General features: G+C 40.2%; 29 protein-coding genes and 1 other RNA gene. 28 read left to right on the top strand and 2 right to left on the bottom strand.

The features are described 5' to 3' along the window. Positions 1 to 8 precede the first annotated feature (8 nt). From cobK to MKX65_RS11945, 24 genes are all read left to right on the top strand, one after another. Positions 9 to 785 (top strand): precorrin-6A reductase, encoded by a 777-nt coding sequence (cobK, locus tag MKX65_RS12060; protein ID WP_340903781.1) that lies wholly within the window; start codon positions 9 to 11, stop codon positions 783 to 785. Next, positions 775 to 1,440: a precorrin-8X methylmutase gene (locus MKX65_RS12055; RefSeq protein WP_340906235.1), complete on the top strand. Its 666-nt coding sequence runs from the start codon at positions 775 to 777 to the stop codon at positions 1,438 to 1,440. Before cobK ends, MKX65_RS12055 begins: the two co-directional genes overlap by 11 nt. After that, positions 1,415 to 2,551: a cobalt-precorrin-5B (C(1))-methyltransferase gene (locus MKX65_RS12050; RefSeq protein WP_340903780.1), complete on the top strand. Its 1,137-nt coding sequence runs from the start codon at positions 1,415 to 1,417 to the stop codon at positions 2,549 to 2,551. Before MKX65_RS12055 ends, MKX65_RS12050 begins: the two co-directional genes overlap by 26 nt. Then, positions 2,526 to 3,722 carry a precorrin-6y C5,15-methyltransferase (decarboxylating) subunit CbiE gene (gene cbiE, locus MKX65_RS12045; protein ID WP_340906233.1) on the top strand — a complete coding sequence of 399 codons (1,197 nt, stop codon included), beginning with the start codon at positions 2,526 to 2,528 and terminating at the stop codon, positions 3,720 to 3,722. Before MKX65_RS12050 ends, cbiE begins: the two co-directional genes overlap by 26 nt. Continuing rightward, complete coding sequence (cobI, locus tag MKX65_RS12040) at positions 3,719 to 4,423, top strand: precorrin-2 C(20)-methyltransferase (RefSeq protein ID WP_340903779.1); 705 nt, start codon at positions 3,719 to 3,721, stop codon at positions 4,421 to 4,423. Before cbiE ends, cobI begins: the two co-directional genes overlap by 4 nt. Then, on the top strand, positions 4,423 to 5,205 hold the full coding sequence (gene cobM, locus MKX65_RS12035) for a precorrin-4 C(11)-methyltransferase (protein ID WP_160547611.1): 783 nt from the start codon (positions 4,423 to 4,425) through the stop codon (positions 5,203 to 5,205). The genes cobI and cobM overlap by 1 nt, the downstream gene beginning before the upstream one ends. After that, a complete protein-coding gene (locus MKX65_RS12030) occupies positions 5,198 to 6,334 on the top strand; it encodes a cobalamin biosynthesis protein (protein ID WP_160547610.1) in 1,137 nt (378 codons plus the stop codon). The genes cobM and MKX65_RS12030 overlap by 8 nt, the downstream gene beginning before the upstream one ends. After that, positions 6,331 to 7,689, top strand: coding sequence for a cobyrinate a,c-diamide synthase (locus MKX65_RS12025; RefSeq protein WP_160547609.1), 1,359 nt, complete (start codon positions 6,331 to 6,333; stop codon positions 7,687 to 7,689). The genes MKX65_RS12030 and MKX65_RS12025 overlap by 4 nt, the downstream gene beginning before the upstream one ends. Further along, the gene (locus tag MKX65_RS12020; protein ID WP_160547608.1) at positions 7,686 to 8,315 is read left to right on the top strand and encodes a precorrin-2 dehydrogenase/sirohydrochlorin ferrochelatase family protein; all 630 of its coding nucleotides are present in this window, start codon (positions 7,686 to 7,688) and stop codon (positions 8,313 to 8,315) included. Before MKX65_RS12025 ends, MKX65_RS12020 begins: the two co-directional genes overlap by 4 nt. Beyond that, a complete protein-coding gene (cobA, locus tag MKX65_RS12015; RefSeq protein WP_160547607.1) occupies positions 8,312 to 9,073 on the top strand; it encodes a uroporphyrinogen-III C-methyltransferase in 762 nt (253 codons plus the stop codon). Before MKX65_RS12020 ends, cobA begins: the two co-directional genes overlap by 4 nt. Further along, positions 9,067 to 9,621 carry a nitroreductase family protein gene (locus MKX65_RS12010; RefSeq protein ID WP_160547606.1) on the top strand — a complete coding sequence of 185 codons (555 nt, stop codon included), beginning with the start codon at positions 9,067 to 9,069 and terminating at the stop codon, positions 9,619 to 9,621. The genes cobA and MKX65_RS12010 overlap by 7 nt, the downstream gene beginning before the upstream one ends. A 12-nt stretch (positions 9,622 to 9,633) precedes the next feature. Further along, entirely contained in the window at positions 9,634 to 10,173 is a 540-nt protein-coding gene (locus tag MKX65_RS12005; RefSeq protein ID WP_160547605.1) for a cob(I)yrinic acid a,c-diamide adenosyltransferase, read from the top strand. 94 nt (positions 10,174 to 10,267) lie between these two features. Next, positions 10,268 to 11,107, top strand: a complete 840-nt coding sequence (locus tag MKX65_RS12000) for a methyltransferase domain-containing protein (protein ID WP_160547604.1) — start codon at positions 10,268 to 10,270, stop codon at positions 11,105 to 11,107. Positions 11,108 to 11,209: 102 nt separating this feature from the next. Then, positions 11,210 to 12,409 (top strand): CbiX/SirB N-terminal domain-containing protein, encoded by a 1,200-nt coding sequence (locus MKX65_RS11995; protein ID WP_160547603.1) that lies wholly within the window; start codon positions 11,210 to 11,212, stop codon positions 12,407 to 12,409. 243 nt (positions 12,410 to 12,652) lie between these two features. Continuing rightward, positions 12,653 to 14,194: an ABC transporter substrate-binding protein gene (locus tag MKX65_RS11990; RefSeq protein ID WP_340903778.1), complete on the top strand. Its 1,542-nt coding sequence runs from the start codon at positions 12,653 to 12,655 to the stop codon at positions 14,192 to 14,194. An 8-nt stretch (positions 14,195 to 14,202) separates the two neighbouring features. Beyond that, complete coding sequence (gene nikB, locus MKX65_RS11985; protein ID WP_340903777.1) at positions 14,203 to 15,132, top strand: nickel ABC transporter permease; 930 nt, start codon at positions 14,203 to 14,205, stop codon at positions 15,130 to 15,132. Between the two features lie 13 nt (positions 15,133 to 15,145). Further along, entirely contained in the window at positions 15,146 to 15,961 is an 816-nt protein-coding gene (locus tag MKX65_RS11980) for an ABC transporter permease (protein ID WP_340903776.1), read from the top strand. 4 nt (positions 15,962 to 15,965) lie between these two features. Continuing rightward, complete coding sequence (locus MKX65_RS11975) at positions 15,966 to 16,670, top strand: ABC transporter ATP-binding protein (protein ID WP_340903775.1); 705 nt, start codon at positions 15,966 to 15,968, stop codon at positions 16,668 to 16,670. Then, positions 16,667 to 17,449, top strand: coding sequence for an ABC transporter ATP-binding protein (locus MKX65_RS11970; RefSeq protein WP_340903774.1), 783 nt, complete (start codon positions 16,667 to 16,669; stop codon positions 17,447 to 17,449). Before MKX65_RS11975 ends, MKX65_RS11970 begins: the two co-directional genes overlap by 4 nt. Before the next feature lie 502 nt (positions 17,450 to 17,951). Continuing rightward, positions 17,952 to 19,112 (top strand): FAD-dependent oxidoreductase, encoded by a 1,161-nt coding sequence (locus MKX65_RS11965; protein ID WP_160547597.1) that lies wholly within the window; start codon positions 17,952 to 17,954, stop codon positions 19,110 to 19,112. Between the two features lie 47 nt (positions 19,113 to 19,159). Further along, complete coding sequence (locus MKX65_RS11960) at positions 19,160 to 20,353, top strand: GTP-binding protein (RefSeq protein WP_160547596.1); 1,194 nt, start codon at positions 19,160 to 19,162, stop codon at positions 20,351 to 20,353. 177 nt (positions 20,354 to 20,530) lie between these two features. Beyond that, a complete protein-coding gene (locus MKX65_RS11955) occupies positions 20,531 to 20,782 on the top strand; it encodes a type B 50S ribosomal protein L31 (RefSeq protein WP_160547595.1) in 252 nt (83 codons plus the stop codon). A gap of 39 nt (positions 20,783 to 20,821) precedes the next feature. After that, on the top strand, positions 20,822 to 21,091 hold the full coding sequence (rpsN, locus tag MKX65_RS11950; RefSeq protein WP_160547594.1) for a 30S ribosomal protein S14: 270 nt from the start codon (positions 20,822 to 20,824) through the stop codon (positions 21,089 to 21,091). A gap of 20 nt (positions 21,092 to 21,111) precedes the next feature. Next, positions 21,112 to 21,468 carry a hypothetical protein gene (locus MKX65_RS11945; RefSeq protein ID WP_340903773.1) on the top strand — a complete coding sequence of 119 codons (357 nt, stop codon included), beginning with the start codon at positions 21,112 to 21,114 and terminating at the stop codon, positions 21,466 to 21,468. A 157-nt stretch (positions 21,469 to 21,625) separates the two neighbouring features. Here MKX65_RS11945 and MKX65_RS11940 read toward each other — a convergent pair whose 3' ends face one another. Then, a complete protein-coding gene (locus MKX65_RS11940) occupies positions 21,626 to 21,838 on the bottom strand; it encodes a hypothetical protein (RefSeq protein WP_340903772.1) in 213 nt (70 codons plus the stop codon). A 23-nt stretch (positions 21,839 to 21,861) separates the two neighbouring features. Between MKX65_RS11940 and MKX65_RS11935 the strand changes: the two genes are divergently transcribed. Further along, positions 21,862 to 22,173: an ABC transporter ATP-binding protein gene (locus MKX65_RS11935; RefSeq protein WP_340906231.1), complete on the top strand. Its 312-nt coding sequence runs from the start codon at positions 21,862 to 21,864 to the stop codon at positions 22,171 to 22,173. Between the two features lie 110 nt (positions 22,174 to 22,283). On the opposite strand, the gene ssrS is transcribed toward MKX65_RS11935, so the two are convergent. Continuing rightward, positions 22,284 to 22,480, bottom strand: a non-coding RNA gene (gene ssrS, locus MKX65_RS11930) — 6S RNA. Positions 22,481 to 22,698: 218 nt separating this feature from the next. On the opposite strand from ssrS, the gene MKX65_RS11925 reads away from it, so the two are divergent. From MKX65_RS11925 to MKX65_RS11915, 3 genes are read left to right on the top strand one after another with little or no spacing between them, the layout of a single operon-like run. Then, positions 22,699 to 25,401, top strand: a complete 2,703-nt coding sequence (locus tag MKX65_RS11925; protein WP_340903771.1) for a tetratricopeptide repeat protein — start codon at positions 22,699 to 22,701, stop codon at positions 25,399 to 25,401. Between the two features lie 48 nt (positions 25,402 to 25,449). Next, a complete protein-coding gene (locus MKX65_RS11920) occupies positions 25,450 to 25,839 on the top strand; it encodes a DCC1-like thiol-disulfide oxidoreductase family protein (protein ID WP_160547592.1) in 390 nt (129 codons plus the stop codon). A 14-nt stretch (positions 25,840 to 25,853) separates the two neighbouring features. After that, positions 25,854 to 26,738 carry a TIGR01777 family oxidoreductase gene (locus MKX65_RS11915; RefSeq protein WP_340903770.1) on the top strand — a complete coding sequence of 295 codons (885 nt, stop codon included), beginning with the start codon at positions 25,854 to 25,856 and terminating at the stop codon, positions 26,736 to 26,738. Positions 26,739 to 26,763 lie beyond the last annotated feature (25 nt).

Below are 26,763 nucleotides of genomic sequence, written 5' to 3'. Positions count from 1 at the left end.
AGGAACACATGATTTTATTTTTAGCAGGCACAAGTGATGCGAGAGCATTAGCCATTCAATTGCAAAACCAAGGCTATCCTTTATTAGCAACAGTTGTCACAGAATCTGCAGCCGAAAGTTTAAATGCCCATCATATTCCATATCAGGTAGGGCGGTTATCAGTTGATGACATGATGGCGCTAATTCAGAAGCGAAAGATGACCTGTGTCATTGATGCCAGCCATCCATATGCGGAAGAAGCGTCGAAAACCGCAATGGCAGCAGCAAAAGCATGTGATATTCCCTATATTCGTTATGAAAGGCCAGAAGAACAGTTTATATCTCCACTAATTACACAAGTTGATAGTTATGAAGAAGCAGCTAAATTAGCTCAATCTCATAAAGGAACGATTATGCTGACAACAGGTAGTAAAACGTTAGAGATATTCGCCAAGTATTTAATACGTGATGAAATCCGGCTTATTTGCAGAATGCTTCCGAATATAGGAAATATGGAAAAGTGCCATAGTTTAGGTATTAAACAAAAGGACATTATTGCGATCCAAGGCCCATTTTCGCAATCATTAAATAAAGCGCTATGTGAGCAATTCAATGTGACTCTAATGATTACAAAAGAAAGCGGCAAAGTGGGATCTGTAGATGAAAAAATGACAGCTGCTCTGCAATTAGGGATTCCTGTTATTTTAATAAAAAGGCCAGTGATTTCATATGAAAATTTTTGTACTTCTTTTGAAGAAGTAACTCAACTATTGGGAGGTTTTATTCTTGGCAAACATGAACTTTAATACAAAATTTATTCCTATAACGGTAGATCCAGACAAGATTTATGATCACAGTTTCGCCATTATTAAAGAAGAAATGGGTGAACATTCATTTACAGAAGAGCAATGGCTAGTTGTTCGGAGGGTGATTCACGCTTCAGCAGATTTTGAGTTAGGCCGTAGCATGATTTTTACACCTGATGCCATTGAGGCAGGGATTCAATCGATTTTAGCAGGCCGTCATGTAGTGGCGGATGTACAAATGATTGAAAGCGGTTCTGGCCGCAAACGATTCCAAAAACATGGCGGGGACTTGCATTGTTATATTGCGGATGAAGATGTCTCAAAGGAAGCAAAGGCTCAAGGAACAACACGGGCTATTATTTCCATGCAAAAAGCAACGCGTTTACATGAAGGAGGGATTTATGCCATTGGTAATGCGCCAACCGCGCTGTTGGAGTTAATTCGTTTAATTAAAGAAGGTGAGGCAAAACCGGATTTAATTATTGGAATGCCAGTTGGCTTTGTTTCAGCGGCAGAGTCGAAAGCCGAGTTAGCAGTGCTGGAAGGAATTCCATTTATTACGAACGTAGGGAGAAAGGGTGGCAGTACAGTGACAGTCGCTGCACTTAATGCCATTTCGATTATGGCGGATGAACGAGCAAAAGAAACGAAATAAAAAAGACCCTTCACAAATGCGCCATGGCTACACGACAGGAGCCTGTGCAACAGCCATGACAAAGGCAGCATTGCACGCTCTTGTCGTAGGAAAGGTACCAGATGAAGTCACGATTTATTTACCGGCTGGTCAGTATGCAACATTTAAAGTATCCGCATTTCAAGTGTCAGAAGACAGGGTAATGTGCGAAACGATCAAAGATGCCGGGGACGATCCTGATGCTACCCATCAAGCACGAATTCAGAGTACCGTTTGTTATTCAAAAGAAAAAGGCATTCATTTAGATGGCGGGGTTGGTGTTGGGCGAGTGACAAAAGCGGGACTACCTGTGCCAGTTGGTCAAGCAGCGATAAACCCCGTGCCACGTAAAATGATTTATGGGGTTGTACAAGAAGCAATTGAAAAATTCAAATTGGATTGTGGAATTGAAGTAATCATTTCTGTACCAGATGGTGAAGAAATTGCAGAAAAAACATTGAATGGGCGGTTAGGCATTATCGGCGGAATTTCGATATTAGGTACACGGGGAACAGTGGTTCCGTTTTCCAGTTCTGCTTATATGGCAAGTATTGTACAAGCCATCAATGTAGCAAAAGAATCAGGATGTGAGCACTTAGTCATTACAACGGGTGGACGCAGTGAAAAATATGCTATGCAGCAGTATCCTCATTTACCAGAAGAAGCATTTATCGAAATGGGCGATTTTGTTGGTTTTACGTTAAAAAATATTGCACGGAAGAAGATTTCGAGTGTCTCGTTAGTAGGGATGATGGGGAAGTTCTCAAAAGTTGCCCAAGGCGTGATGATGGTTCATTCAAAAAGTGCACCGATTAGTTTTGAATTTTTAGCAGGTATAGCCAATAAAGTGGGTGTTGATGAAGAGACACAGCAAGAAATTTTACAGGCGAATACAGCTTCACAAGTTGGTGAAATGCTTCAGGGAAACGAGGCATTCTTTGCAGCACTTTGCAAAAACTGCTGCTACTATGCACTTAATCATATGAACACTGAAATGAAAGTGTCGACAACCTTGTATTCCATGAATGGAGATTGTTTAGGAAAGGCTGAGAATATTGACAAATTGGATGAAGATGATTGGTATAGGGGATAATGGCGCGGAAGGATTGCTCCCCCAATATACAAATTGGATCGATGAATGTGATGTACTTGTAGGCGGGGAGCGTCATTTGCAATTTTTTCCGGAATTCAAAAAAGAAAAAAAAGTAATAAAAGGCGGTTTGTCAGTGTTAACAGCTGAATTACAGCAAGAAACACGAAATGTCGTTATATTAGTATCCGGTGATCCACTGTTTTATGGACTTGGCAGTGTTCTTGCGAAGAAGCTTCCATTAGAGATTTATCCTTATACCAGCTCGGTACAGCTCGCTTTTTCTAAAATGAAGGAAAGTTGGCAGGATGCGTATATTGTCAGCTTGCACGGCCGATCCATAAAAGGGTTTGCACAAAGAATTGATGGGCGTAAAAAAATTGCTGTTTTAACAGATGAAATGAATTCTCCGCAGGCAATTGCAACGTATTTAAAGCGATTTGGAATGACAGAATATGATGCCTTCGTTGCTGAAAATCTACAAGGTGAAAACGAACGTTGCCGCTTTTTTACCTTAGACGAGATGGAGCAAAGCTCCTTTTTTCCATTGAATGTTGTGGTTTTAAAACAACGAGTGTCGGTCGAACGCGCCTCTATTGGAATTTCGGATGATGCTTTTCTTCAAAGAAAGCCAGATAAAGGATTAATTACGAAAAAAGAAATTAGGACTCTTTGTCTCCAGGAGTTAGGAATTAAGGAAAATAGCATTGTTTGGGATATTGGAACCTGCACAGGTTCAGTTGCAATAGAGGCATCGAAAATGGCTAGGGAAGGTGCCGTTTATGCCATTGAAAAAAATGATGGTGATCTTAAAAACTGCTTGGAAAATCAATTAAAACATCGTACAGATTTTGTTGCAGTGCTGGGGAAGGCACCTGACCGTCTGGATGAATTTCCAGATCCGCATGCGATTTTTATTGGCGGAAACGGTGGAAATATGGAGCATTTATTGCAAACATGTATTTCACGCTTACAGCCAAATGGACGACTTGTTATGAATATTGCCACGATTGAAAATCTGGCAGAAGCGCTGCAGCATCTAAAAGCATTAGGCTGTGAAGTAACGATATTACAGGTACAAATTTCAAAAAGTAAGCCAATCTTAAATTTAACACGTTTTGAACCGTTAAATCCAATCTATATTGTGACGGCAAGGAAAGGAAAAGAATCATGAGAATGGGAACCTTATATGGATTAGGTGTTGGGCCGGGAGATCCAGAATTAATCACAGTAAAAGCATTTCGCAGATTGCAGGAAAGTCCGGTCATTGCTTACCCCAAAAAATTAAAGGGCAGCAAATCTTATGCCCATCGTATTGTGGAAGTGTATATTAACCCGGCAGAAAAAGAGATGCTTGGTTTAGTATTCCCCATGACAAAAGATGAAGATACTCTAAGAACTGAGTGGACAAAATCAGTGGAAGCTATTTATAGCTATTTAGTTCAAGGAAAAGATGTAGCTTTTGTGACTGAAGGGGATCCGATGCTGTTTAGCACATTTATACATTTAATGAACTTAATGAAATCGATGTACCCTGATGTTCCGATTGAAACGGTCGCAGGCATTTCGTCGTTTAATGGTTCTGTTAATCGCTTAGGGATTGCGTTGGCGGATGGTGATGACCAGGTCGCCATGATTCCGGCTACGGAGGATATGGAAGAAATGCGCCGAGTAATTGAAGACCACGATGCAATCGTCTTTATCAAAGTAGCAAAAGTTATAGACGCAATGCTCGATCTACTGGAGGAAATGAATTTATTAGAGAAAGCACATGTCGTTACAAAAGTTACATCTGATGAAGAGGTAATTTGGAAGATCAATGAACTACGGGGTGCAGAATTAAATTACTTGTCATGTATGGTGGTGCGCAAATAATGAAAAAAATTTGGATTATCGGAGCAGGTCCGGGAGATCCGGATTTAATCACGGTGAAAGGGTTAAAGCTATTAAAAGAAGCGGATGTTGTGATGTATACGGATTCACTCGTAAGCGAAACGTTAGTTGCGGAGGCGAAGGAGTCGGCAGAAATTATCCGCACAGCAGGGATGCATCTTCAGGAAATGGTGGATTGTATTGTCGAGCGTGTCGACGCAGGAAAAAAGGTTGTACGTTTACATACAGGGGACCCGGCGATGTACGGGGCAACGATGGAGCAAGTAGCTCTATTGAAGCAGCATCATATTAGCTATGAAGTTGTACCAGGTGTAAGTTCTGTTTTTGCGTCTGCAGCAGCAGTTGGTGCAGAGCTGACGATTCCTGATTTAACTCAAACCCTCATTTTAACGCGGGCTGAAGGGCGTACACCTGTGCCAGAACTTGAAAAATTACAGGCACTGGCGAGCCATCACTGTACGATTGCCATGTTTTTAAGTGCGACATTAACAAAGAAAATTACTAAAGAATTGCAGGCAGCAGGCTGGGCGGATGATACACCAGTTGCTGTTGTACAGCGTGCTTCGTGGCCTGACCAAAAAATTGTGCGGACAACACTGGCTGAATTAGATGAGGCAATGCGTGTCAATGGCATTCGTAAGCATGCGATGATTCTAGCAGGCTGGGCATTAGACCCGCATATCCATGAAAAAAATTATCGTTCGAAGCTCTATGACAAAACTTTTACTCATGGCTTCCGCAAAGGTGTGAAGGGGAATGATTAGTTTACGAGAAGGTGAAATCCCTATTATTGTAAAGCGAAAACCATACGCCCTCGTTGCCATCACGAAACATGGGGTGGCACATGCAAGAAGCTACGCTGAAAAATTCCCCTATGCGGACCTATATTATATGAAGAAATTCGAACAGGGGGACGAAGAGACCCGTCATATTCAGTTATTTGATGGTACGGTTCGCCTATTATTGCCCGCTTTGTTCCAGCAGTATAAAGGAATCATTTGCATCATTTCCCTCGGTGCTGTCGTTCGTATGATTGCTCCGCTTTTGATTGATAAAAAGAAAGACCCTGCCGTGTTAGTGGTAGATGATAAAGGTCAGTATGTCGTTAGTGTTTTATCAGGGCATATTGGCGGTGCTAATGCCTTAACCCATGAATTTGCCAATGCGATTGGTGCAGCACCTGTTGTTACAACCGCATCAGATGTTCAAAAAACAATTCCGGTAGATTTATTTGGCGCCCAATTTGGGTGGGTTTGGGATAGTGAAGAAAAATTAACACCTGTTAGTGCTTCGGTTGTAAATGAAGAGCATGTTGCAATTGTGCAGGAAACGGGTGAAAAAAATTGGTGGATGTACGATCGTTCAATGCCGGACCATTTGAAAATTTACCCTACGATAAATGAAGCGATCATGGCAAAGCCAAAAGCGGCACTGCTTATTACAGATCGTTTACTTGAGGCACATGAAGAGTTGCTGCTCGAGAACGGAGTTATGTATCGCCCAAAATCAATTGTACTTGGAATTGGCTGTAATCGTGGTACGGCAATGGCAGAAATTGAACAAGTCATTGATGAAACACTAGCGGAGCTGTGTTTAAGTAAAAAAAGTGTCAAAGCAGTTGCGACCATCGACTTAAAGAGGAATGAAACAGGCCTTCTTGAATTAACTGCTAAACATAACTGGACGTTTGTAACTTACACACCTGACCAGCTAAATGAAATACCGATGCAAAACCCATCGGAAACAGTCTTTAAATATACAGGTGCATATGGGGTCAGTGAACCGGCCGCATTGCGTTATGCGAATGCGAAAGAGTTACTGCTGAAGAAAAAGAAAAGCGGAAATGTGACTATATCCATTGCACGTGTCAACTTTGAGGAGGAAGTAAGATGAATCGATTTGTTCTAGCCGGCACAGGAAGCGGTGTTGGAAAAACAACATTCACAATCGGCATCATGCGTACGCTTATGAAGCGTGGATTAACAGTCCAGGGCTTTAAATGCGGCCCAGACTATATTGACCCGACGTATCATACAGCTGTCACAAAACGCCCTTCTCGTAATATTGATAGTTTCATGATGTCCCATGATACAGTCCGTGCTATTGTCTCAAGAGCGAGCAAAGATGCAGATGCAGCTATTATTGAAGGAGTGATGGGGTTTTATGATGGCAAATCCCCATTATCAAATGAAGGATCTGCTGCTCATATTAGTGAGATTACAAAAAGTCCCGTCATTTTAATTGTCAATGCAGCAAGTATGGCAAGAAGTGCGGCTGCAATTGTCAAAGGATTTCAAATGTTAGATGAATGCTCCAATATTGTGGGTGTTATTGCCAACCAATTAGGAAGTAAAAGCCATTTTGAAATTGTCAAAGCAGCAATTGAAGAAGAATGTCGAGTTCCTGTCATTGGCTATCTGCCTAAAGGAGCTGTCCCTTTGATGCCAAGCCGTCATCTGGGTTTAGTACCAGCCATTGAGCGTGGTGATTTAGATTCATATTTTGATAGTCTTGCAGAAGCAATCGAAGAAACAGTGAATATTGAACAACTTCTAGAAATTACAAAAACACAATCATTGGACGTTTCTGAATCTATCTTTGATGTACAGCCGCAAAAACAAGAAGTACATATTGCAGTTGCAAAGGATGCGGCCTTTAACTTCTATTATGAAGAAAACCTAGAATTACTCCGTATATATGGTGCCACGTTGCATTACTTCTCTCCATTACAAAATGAGGAAGTTCCAGAAAAAGCCCAGGGGTTGTATATCGGCGGCGGTTTCCCGGAAGAGTTTGCAGAAAGGTTGGCAAAAAATGAGGAAACGAAGCAATCGATAAGAGCCGCGCTTGAGCGAGGGGTGCCAACATTAGCGGAATGCGGCGGTTTTATGTATTTAACAGATGAAATTGTGAATCGTCAAGGACAGGTATTCCCAATGCTCGGGATCATTCCAGGACGTGTGCGGATGCAAGATAAATTAGCGGCACTTGGTTACCGGGAAATTACAGGTGTACCAGGCAACTTTCTAATCAATGAAGAGGAGCAGGCAAAAGGTCATGAGTTCCATTACTCGACTTATGAGGGGGAACATACATCACCAGCTTATTTTAGTAAAGGCCGTTTTCGTGCTCAGCAGGAAGGTTATCTTCATAAAAATATTGTTGCTGGTTATACACACTTTCATTTCGCATCAAATCCACAGCTTGTGAAAAATTGGCTGACAGCATGTTTGGAGGATAAACAATGAATTATTTCCCACTATTAATGAATATTGACTATAAAAAGGTTGTTATTGTTGGGGGTGGTCATGTAGCTCGTCAAAAGGTAGAAGCACTATTGCCAACAAAGGCACTAGTGACAGTGATAAGCCCAACGGTAACCGAAAAATTGCAGCACTACATCAATGAAGGGTTTGTGACTTGGAAAGAAAAGACATTTGTACCTGCTGATTTAGATGATGCATTACTGGTTTTCGCCGTAACAAATGACGAAGAGGTAAATAATGCAGTGGAAGAAGCGACACAGCATTGGCAATTACTCAGCCGTGCGGATGCAAAAGGACGTGTTGATTTCATCAACCCAGCCGTCGTTCGCCGTGGTGATTTCGTATTGACTGTATCGACGTCTGGAGCAAGTCCAGGTCTGACCCGCCAAGTAAAGACGGAATTAGAAGAGCAATTTGGAGTACATTACGTGCAGTATGTTTCATTTTTAAGGGAAGCACGTCAGCGGATTTTACAAGTGTTTACGGGTGATGCGAAAAAACAGCTATTAGCAGAGCTCCTGAATCCACAGTTATTACAATGGATGGAACAAGGTGAAAAACAAAAATGTGAAGCGTGGCTGCGGCAGCGTATAGGAGAAATACGTTGAGCGGATTTGTATATATTGTAGGAGCTGGTCCTGGTGACCCAAAACTATTGACGATTCGTGGATTAGAGTGCATTCAGCAAGCGGATGTGATTTTATATGACCGACTGGTGAATGCGGAATTACTAAAACATGCGAAAGCAGACACCGAGCTGATTTATTGTGGAAAAGAACCAGGCAGGCATGGACTGATTCAGGATGAAATTCATCGTGTGCTAGTGGAACAAGCCAATCTTGGTAAGCAGGTTCTCCGCTTAAAAGGCGGTGACCCATTTGTCTTTGGGCGTGGTGCAGAAGAAGCCGCAATTTTACGGCAAGCAGATATTCCATTTGAAATCGTGCCTGGTATTACAGCGGGGATTGCTGCGCCTGCTTATGCTGGGATTCCTGTGACACATCGTGATCATGCCGTAAGCTTTGCGATCGTTACTGGTCATGGCCGTCAAGAAAAGGAGCAGAACTTTTTAAATTGGTCCGCGCTTGCTCAAATTGATACAGTAGCTTTTTATATGAGCATAGGCAATATCGCTCATATTACGAAAAGCTTAATAACCTATGGCAAAAGTGAAACAACCCCTGTTGCTGTCATTGAATGGGGCACAACCAAAAATCAGCGTACAATTACAGGCAATCTCTCCACGATTGCACAAGATATTCAAATCCATCGTATCTCAAATCCATCTATGATTTTAGTTGGCGAGGTGGTTAGTGTACGGGATCAAATTGCCTGGTTTATAGAAAAGGAGCATGAATTATGTTAGATGTATTAAAAAAACGCCGAGCGATTCGCCAATTTGAAACTCGCGAAGTGGAACGGGACAAAATTGAGACGTTATTAGAAGCAGCAACGTTTGCACCAAATGACCGTATGCGTGAACCCTGGCATTTCTATGTATTACAGGGCGACAGCTTAAAACGTTATGAGCAGGTGGCGCTTGATTATTTACAAAGGCGTTTCCCAGCAAAACCACATTTAGTGGAAAGCTCAATGGAAGCCATCACAAAAACACCGCTTGTCATTGTGGTGACATCAGCCATTGTGGCTGGAGATGAAGGAGCAACCAAAGATAATACCTTTGCAGTCAGCAGTGCGATTATGTCGATGTGGTTAATAGCCGAACAGCTGGGTTTAGGCATGGTATGGCGTACACGCGGTGTCGGTTTAGTGCATGATACAGCATTACATGATTTTATTGGTGCAACGGATGAAGAGCAATTAGTAGGCACGTTATGCATTGGTTACCCTGCAGAAGAGATTACTTCCGTAAAAAAGCGTACACCATTTGCAGAAAAAACAACGTGGTTATAGGGAGGTTAGTACATGGCTCGACAGGGGATGTTGTTAGTTTACACAGGAGAAGGCAAAGGAAAAACAACTGCTTCACTTGGTGTAGTATTACGTGCAATTGGCCGCGGCATGAAGGTGAAATACTTTCAATTTATTAAATCACCTGAACGTACATATGGTGAACAAATTGCCCTGCGAAAACTCGGTATTGAAACCGTGCAATTAGGTGTCGGTTTTACATGGACGAAAACACCGGAGGAGCATCGCGAAGCACTGGCGAAAGCCTGGCAGACAGTAAAAGAAGAGCTAAATGATGTAACAACAGATGTTTTAGTGCTGGATGAGTTGAATAATGCGTTAGCCATCACACGTTTTCCAATCGATGATGTATTGCCGTTACATGAGGTGTTAGCGGCCATACAAAACCGTCCCAAAACGATGCACCTAATAATCACAGGCCGTTCTGCTCATCCATCTTTACTCGCTTTAGCTGATTTAGTGTCAACGATTGATGCTACAAAACATTATTATACTGATCATGATGTTAAAGCGATGAAGGGGCTTGAGTTTTAAGCATTGAGGACGCCATATTTAAATCACAAACAGGCACCCAATTCACCAGAGAAGGATTGTCCATTTAGGTTGTCGAGATTGAGGAGAAAGTTCAATGAAAAAAGGATCCCCTTTACGCTTTGATTTTGAAAAGCTGTGGAAAGAAGGCATGTTAAACTGGCATGGCAAGATGCCAGAACGAATGATTGATGATGAACTGGAAGAAGCATTTTGGGCTCAGTCCATGAGGAAAAAAACATACAAGCAAACAGATAACTATGCAAAAAAAATTTACGAAGTAATGAAACAGCATATCCCGCAGAATGCATCTTGTATTGAAATGGGGCCGGGCTGGGGCAATTATACCTTTCAACTCCGTCAAAACGTCAAAAGATTAACGTTAGTGGATGGTTCTGAAAGTGTGCTTGATTATTTAAAACAATACTTTGAAAACGATGCAAATGTTCGGTTCGTTCATAGTAAATGGGAAAAAGCGCAAATTGAGCAACATGATGTTGTTATTGGGGTGAACTGCTTTTATCGTATGTATGAAATGAATGCGGCGTTGAAAAAAATGAACCGGCTTGCCAAAAAGCGAGCCATCATTGGCTTAACAACAGGACCTATTCAGCCGCATTACGTTATTTTAGATGAGCAGTTTGGCTATTACATTAAATATCCTCGCCGTGATTATATTACCATCGTCAATATGCTGTATCAGTTAGGGATTTTTGCAAATTGTGAAATGCTCAAGCTGGAGCGTGAGTATCGTTATGATACGTTGCAGCAATTATATGAAGCACAAAGCAAAAAAATCTTATCACCCCAGTTTGATATGGCACATGTGAAAGCATCACTCGAAGGTTTTATTGCTATGGAGAATGGCCAGTATGTATACCGTCACACATTCTATGCTGCGATCATTAGTTGGGAGCCTGTGAAGTTACATGACTAAGTTTCGTTTTAACCTCTAATATACGTGCTTTAATCGGAGGCTCTGTTGATATAACAAAGAGATATAGAGGGTCCAAGATGATGGAGAGAGGGAGGTAACTTTATGACGACATGGGATTTAACACAAATGCAGCGTCACTTACTTATTTGCAATGGGGCAACCTGTATGGCAGCAGGAGCTGAAGAGGTCACGCAGCAAATTCGTGATGAAATCCGTAAAAACCGTTTGGATGAGCATATTCATACATCCCGTACACGATGTAACGGCCGCTGTAAAGATAAATGCGTAGTAATTGATTACCCAAAAGGGACATGGTATTCGGTTCAACATGAAGAAACCGCTCGTGATATTGTTCATGAGGCAGTTGAACAAGATGCTATCATTTATTCAATGGAGCACGGTGTGCGGAAGCGCAGCGAAGACCGCATAAAAGGAATTGAAAAATACAAGAAAGGTAATGGACCAATTAAAAAAGCTGTATTATTTGTTGGACATGGTAGCAGGCTGGAGGCAGGAAATATAGAGGTTCGCGAATTTATCGGGCAGATGAAAGAATACATTGATCCAGCCCTTTTAGTAGAAACATGCTTTTTAGAATTTGCAACACCAAATATTGAAGATGGGATTCAGATATGTGTTGAAAAAGGTGCGGATGAAATACATGTAATTCCCATCATTTTATTACATGCAGGACACTCAAAATTGCACATTCCTGCAGAAATTGAACATGCAAAAGAGCATTTCCCAGATGTTCAATTTACCTATGGCCAAACGATAGGTGTTCATGAGGAAGTTTTTGAAATTTTAAAAACAAGACTTACTGAAACAGGTTTTGATGTGGAGCAAAAGCATGAGGATACGGCCATTTTATTAATTGGACGAGGCGGCAGCGATCCATATGCTAATGGTGATTTTTATAAAATTAGCAGATTATTGTGGGAGAAATTAAATGTACCTATTGTTGAAAGTGCCTTTATGGGGGTAACGACGCCAACTGTGCAGGATGGGATGGAACGCTGCATTAAATTGGGCGCAAAAAAAATCATCATGCTGCCGTATTTTTTATTTACGGGCATTTTAATGAAAAGAATGAATAAAATGGCCGAACAGTTTAAAGAGTCTTATCCGCATGTATCAATAGATATAGCACAGTATTTTGGCTATCATCCAAAGTTAAGAACGGTACTGTTAGAACGTATGAACCAGGCCTTAAACGGTACATCGACTGGAATGCAAGATTTAGAAAATTTCCGTAAATATGCGGAAGAACATGGGTATGAACATCATCATCACCATAATTAGAGGATAGTCAACTGGTTTTGGAAGGGAATAGGTCAAAGTATTATATACCACTGGGGTACTCCTGGTAAGGTTTGAATGTTTCCTTAAGTCAGGAGACCTGCCTATTTTAACATCGCCGATTGACCTACGGGATTTTAGGGAGGTGGTTAGATTCCTATTTCCCTCTATCATAAAAAGTATTTCTGACCGCTTTCGTTATTACGGTTGGAAGTGCTTTTTTTATTTAATAATGGAGGTGTTTTTATGTGTAAATATGGTAAGGGGAAAATGGTGTATTTTTTTGTTTGTTTCCTAATCGTGTTCTCTGGATGTAGCCAGGAAAAAACTATTGGAATTGGAGATTCCCCTAAAAAAGATAAAAAAATGACTCTGGCATTCCCTTGGAGTCCACAAAGTCTTGACCCCCATGGTAGTGATAGTTGGGAGGTTATGCGTACAGGAACAGGAGAAACATTGGTAAAGTTGGATGAAGATTTACAAGTTAATCCGTGGTTAGCGAAAGAATGGACGCAAGAAGATGCTACTACATGGAGATTTAAGCTTGAGGAGAATGTTAGTTTTCACAACGGAAAAGCGATGGATGCGTCAAGTGTAAAGAATTCCTTACTGCGCTCGATAGAGAAGGATCCAAAAGTAAAAGACCTTTTGAACATTGAAACCATAGAGGTTGTATCCGCACATGAGTTAATAATTGTCACTGTACAAGCGAACGCAGCATTAATTCCTCATTTAGCAGATCCATCTACAATGATCGCGGATGTAAGCACTATAGATGATGAGAATCGTTATCCTGCTCTTACAGGAGCCTTTTCGTTTAAACAATTTAAAAAAGATGAATCCCTTGTTGTGGAAAGATTTGAAGATTATTGGGGAGAACAAGCGCTATTGTCTGAAGTAATCATTAAGTATATTCCAGAAGGAACTACGAGATTAATGTCACTTCAATCAGGTGATGTGGATGGTGCGACAGATATTCCGATTGATAACATGGCAGTATTAGAAAAGGATGAAAAATTTGAAGTATACGTCACTCCATCATTACGAACTCATATGTTGATGTTTAATATGAATTCCCCATTTTTTAAGGAATTAGCTCTTAGAAAAGTGGTTGATTTGAATACTCCACGTGAAGAGATTGTTCAATCTATTATGCTAAATGCAGGTACAGAAGCAAAAAGTCCCTTTCCGGAAGTATTCTCATTTGGGAATGTTGCGAAACTAGAACCATCGCTATCTAGTAGTGAGTTACTAAAAAAAGCAGGTTGGAAGAAAAATGAAGAAGGTATTTGGGAAAGGCAAGGGACTATATTTGATGTTACACTTTTTACCTTTCCACAACGTCCGGAGTTAACCGTTATGGCGGAGGTAATTCAAAGTGAATTATTGAAACAAGGAATAAAAGTAAGTATACGTCAAGTAGAAAATATTGATGAAGCGTTAATGAATGAAGATTGGGATTTATCCATGTATAGCATGCTAACTGCGCATACTGGAGATCCGCAATACTTTTTAAGTATGTTCTATCAATCAAGTAGTGAATCTAATATTAGTAACTATGAATCTCCAATCGTTGATCAGAAAATCAATGAATTAAATGAAACTACTGACCGAGCGAAGCGTGATCAGGTAGCGATTGAAATTCAAGATTTGATTATTAATGACGTGCCACAATCATTTATTGTTCATCCCAAGACCGTATTTAGTGCTAAAAAAGGGGTGGAAGGGTTTACTCCACATCCTATTGAGTATTACTATATTCACTCCCAGCTTGATATAAGTAAGTAGGGAAGCATATGATTCGTTATGGGTTAGCCCGTTTATTGCATTTGTTTTTCGTGATTTTTTTCGTATCTACTTTCACTTTTCTATTATTAAGGTTAGCACCAGGTGATCCAGCATATATCCTATTAACCAAGCATAATGTGCCAGCATCTGAAGAAGCATTGATAGCCTTAAGAGCAGAATTAGGTTTGACAGAGAGCTTATGGAGTCAATATATTCATTGGTTAAAAGACGCTATTTTATGGGATTGGGGGACATCCTATGTTTCCAAAGAACCCGTTGTAAAGGAATTAGTATATAGGCTACCCGCGACGTTGGAACTGGCATTCGCTGGATTACTTGTTATGTTTTTTGTGACGATCATTTTGGGGATTTCTACGGCTATTTATTCTAATAACTGCTTGGATTTAGTGGGAAGAATTCTGGCCATTGTCGGTTCTTCCGTTCCTACCTTTTGGTTGGGATTTCTATTTATTTATTTTTTCTCTGTTCAATTTGGTTGGTTTCCTTCTATGGGTCGTGGAACATTACAACACCTTGTGCTACCTGCTATAACCCTGGGATTGGGTTTGGGAATGGTGTATGCTCGTATCCTTCGAACAAATATGCTCGAGCTGAACAATCAACCTTTTGTTAAGGCTGCAAAAATGAGAGGTATTTCAAGAACAAGAATCTTTATTTTTCATATTTTTAAACACGCTTTTCTACCAGTGCTAACCATGCTTGGGACTAGTTTAGCATTTATGCTAGCTGGAAGTGTAATTGTAGAAACTATTTTTTCTTGGCCTGGGTTAGGAAAGTATATAATTGATGCCATTAATATGCGAGATTATCCAGTCATTCAAGGATATGTAGTGTTTACTTCATGTCTATTTGTCACTGTCCATATAATTGTAGATTTTATATATATCGTATTAGATCCAAGATTAACCGTACGTTAGGGGAGGGATGTCCATGAAGGTCAGAGATATATTTAAGTGTAAGAAAATGGTTGGTGTATCTCTTCTTATCTTTATTTTTGTAATTGGCTTATTAGCACCAGGGGTATCTCCTCATGACCCTCTGGAAGTAAATCTCTCTAAACGCCTAGTATCGCCAAATTTCGAATATCCCTTTGGAACGGATCATTTAGGACGTTGTATCTTATCACGAATTATTTATGGGATAAGAGTAAGTGTTGTGTATTCTGTGATCATTATGCTTTTAACCTTTGTTATTAGCCTTCCTATTGCTTTATTTATAGGATATTTTCGTGGGAGGTTAGACTATTTGATCATGCGTTTCATCGATGTCACCCTTGCCATTCCAGATATTATCCTGGCAATAACGATTGTTGGCGTATTAGGTCCCAGTCTTTTCAATATGGTAATGGCTATTTTAATCGTTCGATGGACTAATTATGTTCGGTTCATTCGTAGTTTAGTAATAAAAACATGCGAAGAAGATTATATTTTCTCTGCTCGAATGTCAGGGAATTCACATTTTCGTATCATGAGGTATTATATATTTCCTGTTATTCTCCAAAATCTAGTGGTGTTTGGAACGTTGGATATGGGGAAAATTGTCCTTTTAATAGCAGCACTTTCTTTTTTAGGCCTGGGAACCCAACCCCCGACTCCAGAATGGGGAAGTATGCTACATGATGCCACTTTGTATTTTCAGATTGCACCATTTGTCATGATTTTTCCGGGACTGGCCCTCTTCCTGTTTATGTTAGCCTGTCAATTAATAGGTGATCAGTATAGTAAACACAGTGTGAAAGAGGTGTAGGGAATTGATTTCAAACAGGCCTCTTTTACGTGTAAAAGATTTAGAGATTTCTTATTATCATAAACCTATCGTTCAAAATATATCTTTTGAATTATTTGCCGGAGAAATGGTCGCTATAACAGGACCTAGTGGATGTGGAAAAAGTGTAACAGCGCATGCAATGGTAGGCATGTTAGGAGATCGGTGGAAGGTGACCAAAGGCCAAATGATTTATAATGACCAGATCATTAACTTTCTTGACGAGAAGGAATGGCAAAGGTTTAGACGAAAGGAAATTTCCTTACTGATTCAAGAATCTTTAAATGGTTTAAATCCCATTAGAACGGTAAAAAAACAAATGGTGGAAACATTAAGACTTAGACAAAAGTGGAAGAGTAAGGAGTTAGAAGAGTACCTACATTCTCTTTTAGATCAGGTTGGTTTTTCTCATCCAAACCTAATATTATCGTCATATCCATTTGAACTTAGTGGGGGAATGCGCCAACGGATTTTATTAGCTATGATGGTCAGCATGAAACCTAAGATATTAATCGCAGATGAACCAACCACTGCACTTGATGCCATAAATAGAGAAAAGGTTATGACACTATTAAAGAAATTACAGAAGGACTATCAGCTAACCATTTTATTAATCTCTCATGATCAACAAAGTATAAATAAATATGCAAATCGTATTATTCAGATGAATGCTGGAGGAGTGATAAGTTGATCCTATTAGAACTGAAGAATGTGACAAAAGCGTTTCCAAGAAGAGCTAGAAACAAATCATTATTTGTGAAAAAGGAATATATCAAGGCGGTTCATCAAATAAATTTTACAATAGCGAGCGGGGAAAGTATTGGTCTAGTAGGGGAAAGTGGAAGTGGAAAAAGTACGTTGGCTAAACTAATCACAAAATTAGAGCCTCTCACATCAGGAAAAATTTGCTTCAGAGGTCAGTCGATAAAGGACAAGAGAAGTCAATGGTTATATAAACATATTCAACTAGTTTTTCAAGACTCTTCGTCATCCTTGTTTCCAAAAATGACAATAAAGGAAATTTTGTTAGAACCTCTTCTTAATTATTATCCAAATGAAAAATCGACATGGGAAGAAAGCTACAAGAAAGTCCTCAGGCTAGTAAATCTTGATGAGTCATATCTTTCAAGATATCCTCATCAATTGAGTGGTGGGCAGAAGCAACGGGTTTGTATTGCGAAGGCCTTGGTTGTAAGACCAGAACTGATAATATTTGATGAATCCATCTCTAGCCTCGACCAAGATTCGCAACAAGTTATCATAAACATGTTGGAAAATATAAAAAAACAATATAAACTAACCTATTTATTTATTTCACATGACCTAGTGACAACTAGAAAATTTTGTGACCGCATAATGGTAATGTATGACGGAAAACTAGTGGAGACAATTGAGGGAAAAAATACCAATAACATCAAACACTCTTATTCACGTGTACTGTTTAAAACTCTAGATATAATTAGAAACTAAGAAGTGTGAAACACATAAATAATAAAAACCAGTTTCCAAAGGAAACTGGTCTTTCATTATATAAAAATAGTCCTCAGAATTCTTTGTTGAAACATAGTCTCCACCGATTCTCTCAGTAAAATATTGTATGGGGTATATAGTTGTATAGATTTGTAGTTTGTCACTCGTATTCTCAGTATTACTCTCTGTTGACGTAGTACTGTTACAAGCCGACAATACGAACAAAACCGGTTAGAAAAGATAATAGCGAAATCATTTTTTTCTTCAATTTCTCGTCACCCCTCTGTAAAACCATCTCTCTTTATGTTAATCGTAATAATTTCGATTTATGTTGATTATAATAGTAATCATTACGATTTGCAATTGATTATTTGAAAAATTTATGAAAAGAGCAAAGGTAGAAGCATCAGCAAAAATTTTCAAAAAGGGGGTTGTGTTTATTTTTCATTTTGTTTAGAATGTAAATCGTAACAATTACGATTAAAGGGAAGGAGGTCAAAAAATGTTTGATTGGTTAGTGATCGGAGGCGGAATTCATGGCTGTACGATTTCAACGTATTTACTTAAACATGGGAAAGTTCGAAATGAGAAACTATGTATCATCGATCCCCATTCGGAGCCCATGGCAAGATGGAAACGAAATACGGAAAGAATCGGTATGACATTTCTTCGGTCTCCGTCCGTTCATCATATTGATGTTCATCCTTTTAGTTTGCTGCAATTCGGAAAGCAAACCGATCTACATAACCCATTTTATGGGGTGTATAACCGTCCATCGCTACAATTGTTTAACGACCATAGTGAAAAAATAATTTCTGATTTCAACTTGAAGAAAAGTTGGTATAGAGGAGTAGTGGAAAAGGTTCAAAAAGCTAAAGGGGGATGGGAAGTAACAACGGAAGATGGAAAAATGATTCAATCGAAAAATGTGGTCATAGCGATTAGTGTAAATGAGCAACTATTGGTACCTGATTGGGCAAAGGAACTTGCTTTCCATTCTCCGAAACAGGTTCACCATATATTTGACGATAAGCTCGAAAATCTAAAGGAAATGAAACCTCCGATTGCAATCATTGGGGGAGGGATTACGGCAGCTCATCTTGCCATCAAGATGGCAAGAGAATTTCCTGGTGAAGTGACCTTAATCAAACGTCATCCTTTTCGGGTTCATGATTTTGATAGTGATCCAGGCTGGTTAGGGGTAAAACGACAAGGGCCCTATCGTAGGGTGATGGATTATACGATTCGTCGAGAACAGATAAAAGAGGCTAGATTAAAAGGCTCTGTACCTAAGGACGTCTTTCATAAAATAAAGGGTCTAGAAGCTAAGCAAAAGCTACGTATTGTTGACGGAGAAGTAAACTCTTATGCAATGGAACAGGAGTATCTAACCCTACACGTAAGCTCTAAGTCTTATCAAGCCCGACATGTATTACTTGCAACAGGATTTTACCCAACAAGACCTGGCAACTGGGTAGAGAAACTGATTGAAGAAGAACATTTACATTGTGCCAATTGTGGCTATCCAATTGTCAGCAAAAACCTTCAGTGGTGTCCGCATTTGTATGTGATGGGACCGTTGGCAGAGTTGGAGATCGGCCCAATTGCTAGAAATATTTCTGGTGCCAGACAGGCAGCCGAAAAAATTGTTGCTAGTTTATAAAATTTAAATCGTAATGATTCCTAAAAATGAACAAGGGAGAGAAGAGGATGAGAAAGGTACCGGTAACGGTTTTAAGTGGATACTTAGGTTCGGGGAAGACGACCTTGTTAAATCATGTGTTACAAAACAAAGAAAATTTAAAGTTTGCCGTTATTGTTAACGATATGAGCGAGGTAAATATTGATGCGTCCATGGTGAAAAAAGGTGGATTCAGCCGCACGGAAGAAAAGCTGGTTGAAATGCAGAATGGCTGTATTTGCTGTACATTGCGCGAGGACTTAATGGTGGAAGTAGAGCGGCTTGTGAAAGAAGGGGATATTGATTATATCTTGATCGAATCATCGGGGATTTCTGAGCCTGTACCCGTTGCACAAACGTTTAGTTATTTGGATGAAGACTTAGGAATGAACCTGTCTGAGTACTGTCAACTGGATACGATGGTGACGGTGGTTGACGCGAATCGTTTTTGGCATGACTTTGCTTCAGGTGAAAGTCTCCTTGATAGAAAACAGGCGAATGATGAAACCGATACAAGGGAAGTGGTAGATCTACTCATAGATCAGATTGAATTTGCGAATGTTCTTATCTTAAATAAAATTGATTTAGTGAGTCAAGAAAGCATGGAGGAATTAAAAGCCGTGCTTCAAAAGCTGAACCCAGAGGCGAAAGTGGTTGAAAGTGCACATTCTGTTGTTGCTTTATCAAATATCCTACATACGGGGCTGTTTGATTTTGACAAAGCAAGTCAAGCGGCAGGCTGGATTAAGGAGTTAAATGAAGAGCATACACCAGAGACAGAGGAGTACGGAATCTCTTCCTTTGTGTATCGCAGTAGAAAGCCATTTCATCCAGAAAGATGGAATCATTGGTTGGAAAATTGGCCATCAGAAATTGTTCGTGCGAAGGGGTTCTTCTGGTTAGCGACTCGAAACGATATGACAGGTCTACTCTCGCAGGCTGGGCCCTCTATTATCTTTCAGGGAGCAGGAGAATGGATTGCCGCAGCTCCTAAAGAAGAACAAGCGAGAATTCTGGAGGAGGAACCAGAATTACTGGAACGTTGGGATAAGGAGTATGGTGACCGAATGAATGAACTTGTTTTTATCGGCATAGATTTTAACAAAGAAGAACTGATAGAGAGCCTAGATGCCTGTTTATTAACAGAAGAGGAAATGGATCAAGATTGGAACAAGCTAAGTGATCCACTGCCACCTTTTTATGTAGAAGAAGTAACGGTGTGAGGAAGATTTATGACTCGTTGGGTATCAAATAGGAGGTTACAGAGGTCATAAAGTGAAAGTTATGACGTCTGATGCATGGGATAAGGAAGGGGAGAAGTCATAAAGAGAGTGTTATGACTTCCGTAGCGAGAAAAAGGAAGAGCATTTGTCATAAAAAATAATCGGAGGTAAAAAAATATGAAACCAAATACACATCCTACTTACAATAAAGTGGTCTTTATGGACGTGAACAGTGGCTATAAATTCTTAACCGGTTCTACAAAAAGATCGAACGAGAAGATTGAATGGGAAGATGGAAATACGTACCCCTTACTAAAAGTAGAAGTTAGTTCGGACACCCATCCCTTCTACACAGGCAAGCAGAAGTTCGCAGATAAAGGCGGAAGAGTGGATCGTTTCCTTCAGAAATACAATATGAAAGAAAAATAAATCGTAATGATTATGCTTATCATATAGGAGGAGTCTAATATGGCAAAGAAGTCTAAAGTGGCAAAAGAACTTAAAAGACAAAAGCTAGTGGAACAATACGCAGAAAAGAGAAGAGAACTAAAGGAAAAAGGGGATTATGAAGCGTTAAGTAAGCTACCACGTGATTCAGCTCCTTCCCGTCTTCACAATCGCTGCTTAGTGACTGGCAGACCAAGAGGATATTTGAGAAAATTTAAGATGTCGCGTATTGCCTTTCGTGAGCTTGCCCATAAGGGTCAGATCCCTGGTGTAAAGAAATCCAGCTGGTAAAAGAAAGAAGGGCATGGATCATGAATGAAAAAATGATGGAGGTTTTCGTAAGAAATATTGTAGCTTCCTTGCCAAGGAATCGGAGAAAGCTCTACCAATTTATTGAAAGCATTGAAGATTCTCTTGCTCAGCAATCCGATACGAGGGAAGAATTCTTAGCCCTTCTAAGGGAACATTCCCCACACCATCAAGCGGCCGAGCGATTCAACATGTCAATAGAAGAAACGGTAAGGGTCATGCATGACATTGAAGATGAAATTAGCGAAAAGCTTGAAAATAAACTGAAGAATTATAAGTGGATTGATTTTACTGAACAATTACATGGAAAGCAAGTAGAAACCAATCAACAGGTACAGTATTTCTTTGTTACCTCGTAGGATAGTAAGGCTGATTTTAAAAAGAAATCAGCCTTATTTTTTATGAAGGCTGTGGTAAATGTTAAATAGATAATTAGAAAAAAACAAAGGGAACCAAACTAGAATGGTTTCCCAATCCTTGTTCAACTAAGCATACTTTAATAAGAATATACAGATTTTAACTTTCTACCGATAATTTAGCAGATACAGCCATTAGTTCTAATTCTCTTTCCCAAACAGAAAATTGACCGATATGGTGAATTATATCCTTATCGAAAAAAAATTCAAATCGTATTTCAAAACCCGACAGCTGCTTAATCCAAAGCTGAAAATAAAAGAATCCATCTTTGAACCTTATGAACAGTATAGAAAAGAATTCGTCCTTAGTCATTTTTCCTATACCTCAAAGGACGCATTATCCGACAGCTTCTTGAAGCGGTGGAACTGCCTTCACATGTAGCGAATCAATATCCGCATGAATTAAGTGGCGGACAAAAGCAACGTGTAACGATTGCGCGTTCGATCAGTATTGAGCCAGATCTGATTGTTCTAGATGAGCCGACCGCAAGCTTAGATGTGATTTCCCAGGGGGCCGTGCTCACTCTTTTAACAGAGCTTCGTGAAACCTTGAATCTTTCTTATTTGTTTATTTCACATGATCTTGCTGCCGTTAACCAAATGAGCCAAAGAATCATGGTTATGAAAGATGGGGAGATAGTCGATTAGTTCAACCAAGAACAGCTATTTAGTACCGATCGCCATCCTTATACAAAAGAACTGATATCCATTTTCTAATGAAAAAAACCAGTCTCCAATGGAAACTGGTTTCTCTCATATGTAGTGCCGCATTTGCCGTATTAAAGGATAAGAAAGTTTTAAACCACCACTCCTCAAAGTGGGTGTTCGCAGAAACATTCCTGCCTGTCCTCCTTGTCGTATAGACGGAGACTTGTCATTCGTGTTTCGATGTTAAACTCCCTATTACAGCTTAAAGGTTAAAACTTTATTATGAATACGAACAATGCAGCTGATGTACTTATATTACTATGATTTGATGTTTAATTCAATGGTAATCATTCCTCATGCATCCTCTAACTTACACTTGCAATACTAGGAGAGGCACGATTTTTAAACCATAAGCCATTAGAAGAATGCCAGGTGGAGATATTCACTTGGCATTTTTCTTTACCCAGCTGCTAATTATTTCATGTTAAAATATTCCTATATACTAAAGCCTTTTGAGGAGTACCTATGCTAAAACCAAAACGCTCGATCAAACAATTGAAAGAAACCGCGTCTCGGCAGTTTACCGATCGTGAGGAGCCGAGACGGTCGTATATTAATGCCTTCCAATCGTTATCCCACGAGCAATATAAAGTACTCGTCTATTATGGAGTCGGGGGGATTGGCAAGTCACGATTGCAAAAAGAATTACAACATATGACCAGTACACTTGATGACACTGCCATAAAAGTGACGATTGATTTTCGCGAAGAAAAACACCGGGATCCTTCAGAAGCCCTGATTTGGTTTCGCCAGCAATTAACACAGGAGCATAACATCAAATTTACGACCTTTGATTTGGCGTATGCGATTTATTGGAGTCGGATGAAATCGCAAATCACGATGAAGTCTGAGCGAAAGTCGATTCCATTTTTAGAAGAAGGAAGCTTTGTGGCTGAATTAGTCACACAACTTGAAAATCTCCCGGTCGTTCAATGGATTCCGAAGACGATCAAGCTCATTGATGGCCTAGCCAACTACCGGGACGTGATGCAATGGTGGAATCGAATTGGCAAAGAAATACTAGCTGACTTGAAGGACATGCACCCAAAGGATATTGAAGACATGCTTTTGGTGTATTGGGCGGCAGATGTAATCAGTTGGTTGAAAAAAACAAACAAAAAAGCGGTGTTCTTTTTCGATACCTATGAAGCCTTATGGGAAAAGGATCGTTCGGTCGGTTCCTTCGATGAAAGGGACGAGTGGATTAAGGAATTGATCCTGCAATTTGACGAGGTCTCGGTCCTAAATGTCATTTGTGGCCGAGAAAAACTCGTCTGGGAAAAAAGCAATCCGGAGTGGAATTCGGTAGTTGAGCAGCATTTAATGGGGGAACTATCTCCAACGGACTGCAAAAGCTTTCTGAATTCCTGCCTCATTTCAGATGAATTCATCCAAGGGGCGATCATCCAAGGAAGCGAAGGACTTCCCTACTATCTAGACTTAATGGTAGATACGTATCAGCTCATTTCAAGAAAACAAGTGCCTGAGGTAGCGGACTTTTCAAAGCGTCCAGAAGAAGTGCTTCATCGCTTTTTAAAATATTTAGACCGTCCGGAAAAAGAAACGTTAAAAATCTTATCGGTTCCAAGATTTTGGACAGAGGATCTTTTTGTCGAGCTCGTCACTGAATTCAAAACCTTTTATCCTGTGACGGCATTTCCCGAGCTTTGTGAATTCTCCTTTATCCAAGAGCTAGATCAGGACGGATCCTGGTCGATGCATAAGTTGATGAAGCAAGGGCTGTATCATCAGGTGGAGGAGCAAACACCCTCATTGTTCCAGCAAGTTCATACGTTTCTTCATACCTATTATTCTAAAAGACTGGATCAGCAGGAGGAACTTCCAACCGCATTTGTGGAGGCCCTTCATCACGGGGAAAGGGTCCTCACCACGGATAAATTAGTTGACTGGCTTTCTCAATACTCTGTGGTGATGACCAATAACGGGCATTGGAGTTCGTTAATCAAAGAGTATGAAAGATTAGCGGAGGAGTACAGTGACTGGCAAGTACAGACGCTGGTACAACAAGGTCTATGTGAACTGTATCTGTTAAATGGACAATATGAGTTAGCAGAAGCGCGGGCGAATAGGGCGATTCAGCTTTACGAAATACAGGGTGAAGGTCAGATACAAATTGCCTATCTTCAAAAGAAGCTGGGAGACTTGTACCGAAATACCAATGACTATGAAAAAGCGGTTTATGCGTTTGTGAGTGCAATTCAAGAATTAGAAAAAGTCCAAGAAGAACCACAAGTTCTACAAGAGATCGCTTGGATTTCCACACGACTAGGAAAAATCTATAAACTTCAATCCAAATACGAGCTAGCACAACAATCGTATCAGAAGGCTTTAGACAAGTGCTCTAGGTTAATTGAATGGGGTGAACCATCAGCTGAACTATACGCCACCCTCGGGCAAGTGCACGAAAAATTAGGAGAGTTACAGAATGATGAAGGGTCACTTGGCGAGGATCTTCATCATTTTTACCAATCCATTCAATCCTATGAGCAGGCGCTGTCATCGAAGGAGCTAAAAGATACCATCACCATCCGGGCGCACCAAGGTCTGGCCTATAAACGTCTGGCAGAGGCCATTTCTAAAAAAGAAGAGAAACTAGCAAACTTCCATCAAGCGATTTCCATCTACAATGAAGTGATCGAGAAGGCACCGGAATATGTGGATGGGTATGAAATGCGAGGACATGCGTCAGTGGATCTGTTGGATTTGTATGCCGACCTCGGTCAATTCAGTCCAGCCTTTGAAAGATTTCAACTCGCCGTGGAGTCGTTTGAAACAGCGCTAGAGCTTTCAGAAGTCCAAGGAAGTTCAAGAAATAGGCTCAGTTCTGCGTATCGCTCACTTGGAAGATTGTATAGAAAACAAAAGAACTACTCATTAGCCATTGAAGCGTTCCAAACGTCACTAATCAAAAGTGATGAATTGTTCCAGCATTCTCCCGAATACATTTATGCCCACAACAGTCGAGGCAAGATCTATCGGGAAATGGGAGATTGTTATTTAGATATGAAGGAAGAGGAGCAGGCCGTTCGTTCCTATAAAGAGAGTGTAGTATGCTTTAAGAAACAACTGGAACATTCGCCAGGGTCCAAGACAGCCATGGTTAATATTGAGAGATTAGAGAAATTAATCGTTCGTTTTTTAGCATAAGATGAGTAAGTAAAACTAGATATTCTTATATTGAAAAGAGGTGAGGGGATGAACAACATTATTTTGTTCGATGGAGAATGTAACTTTTGTGATCATAGCGTTCAATTCATCATCAAAAGAGATAAAAATGCCGTATACAAATTCACCTCGCTACAAAGTGAAATAGGGCAAGAGATAAAAAGAAAGTACCAAGTGCCTGAACATATGGACAGCATAATTTTAGTAAAAGACGATAAGTGTTACTTTAAGTCTGCGGCCGCTCTTCGGATCAGCAAGCATTTATCAGGCGGTTGGAAGCTCTTATACGTACTTTCCATCATACCAAAACCTATACGAGACTATTTCTACGATATCCTTGCCAAGAATAGATACAAATGGTTCGGAAAAAAGGATCATTGCATGATACCGTCACCAGAAATAAGAAAACGCTTTTTATAGAAAGGGAGAGGCCTATGAAAAAAGTGGTTATAGCCGGGGGAACGGGCTTTATCGGCGAATACTTTCAAAAGAGATTCGAAGACCAAGGGTACGAGGTGAAAATCATCTCGAGGCAAAAACAGCATATTTCATGGGAAGACAAGGAAGACATGGTTGAAGCTTTAGAGGATGCTGAACTCTTAATTAACCTTGCAGGTAAATCAGTCAATTGCCGATACAACGAGGTAAACAGGAATGAGATCATGAATTCAAGGGTGAAGACTACAACGATCCTTGGAGAATCCATTCAAGCGTGTACCCATCCACCTAAGACCTGGGTAAACTCCAGTACAGCAACCATTTATCGACACGCAGAAGACCGTCCGATGACGGAAGAAAACGGAGAAATCGGTTCGGGTTTCTCGGTAGATGTCGCAACCAATTGGGAGAAAACGTTCTTCTCCTTTGACCTTCAAAACACGAGACAAGTCGCCCTACGTATAGCCATCGTTTTAGGAAAAGACGGTGGAGTCATGACTCCTTATAAAAATTTAGTTACATTCGGTCTAGGAGGGCACCAAGGGAACGGAAAGCAAAAGTTCAGTTGGATTCACGTGGAAGACCTATTCCAAATTGTCCTATTTTTAAAAGATAGAAACGATCTGAGCGGGGTGTTCAACTGTTCATCGCCAGCCCCTGTTAGCAATTACGAGTTCATGAGCACCCTCAGAAAGACCATGGGAGTCCCGTTTGGATTACCAAGTCCGAAATGGATGTTAGAAATCGGATCTATATTCATCAAAACCGAAACGGAATTAGTGTTAAAAAGCCGTTGGGTTCTTCCCGAGCGATTACAACATGAAGGCTATACATTTGTCTACCCAACCCTTGATCAGACATTAAAGGACATACTGAACTAAGTCCATTAGGCTTTTATAATTTTTT

This window comes from Robertmurraya sp. FSL R5-0851 (assembly GCF_038002965.1).
Lineage (GTDB): Bacteria > Bacillota > Bacilli > Bacillales > Cytobacillaceae > Robertmurraya_A > Robertmurraya_A beringensis.
Note: the sequence above shows the minus strand (reverse complement) of the source record. Positions and strands in the feature narration are given on the sequence as shown.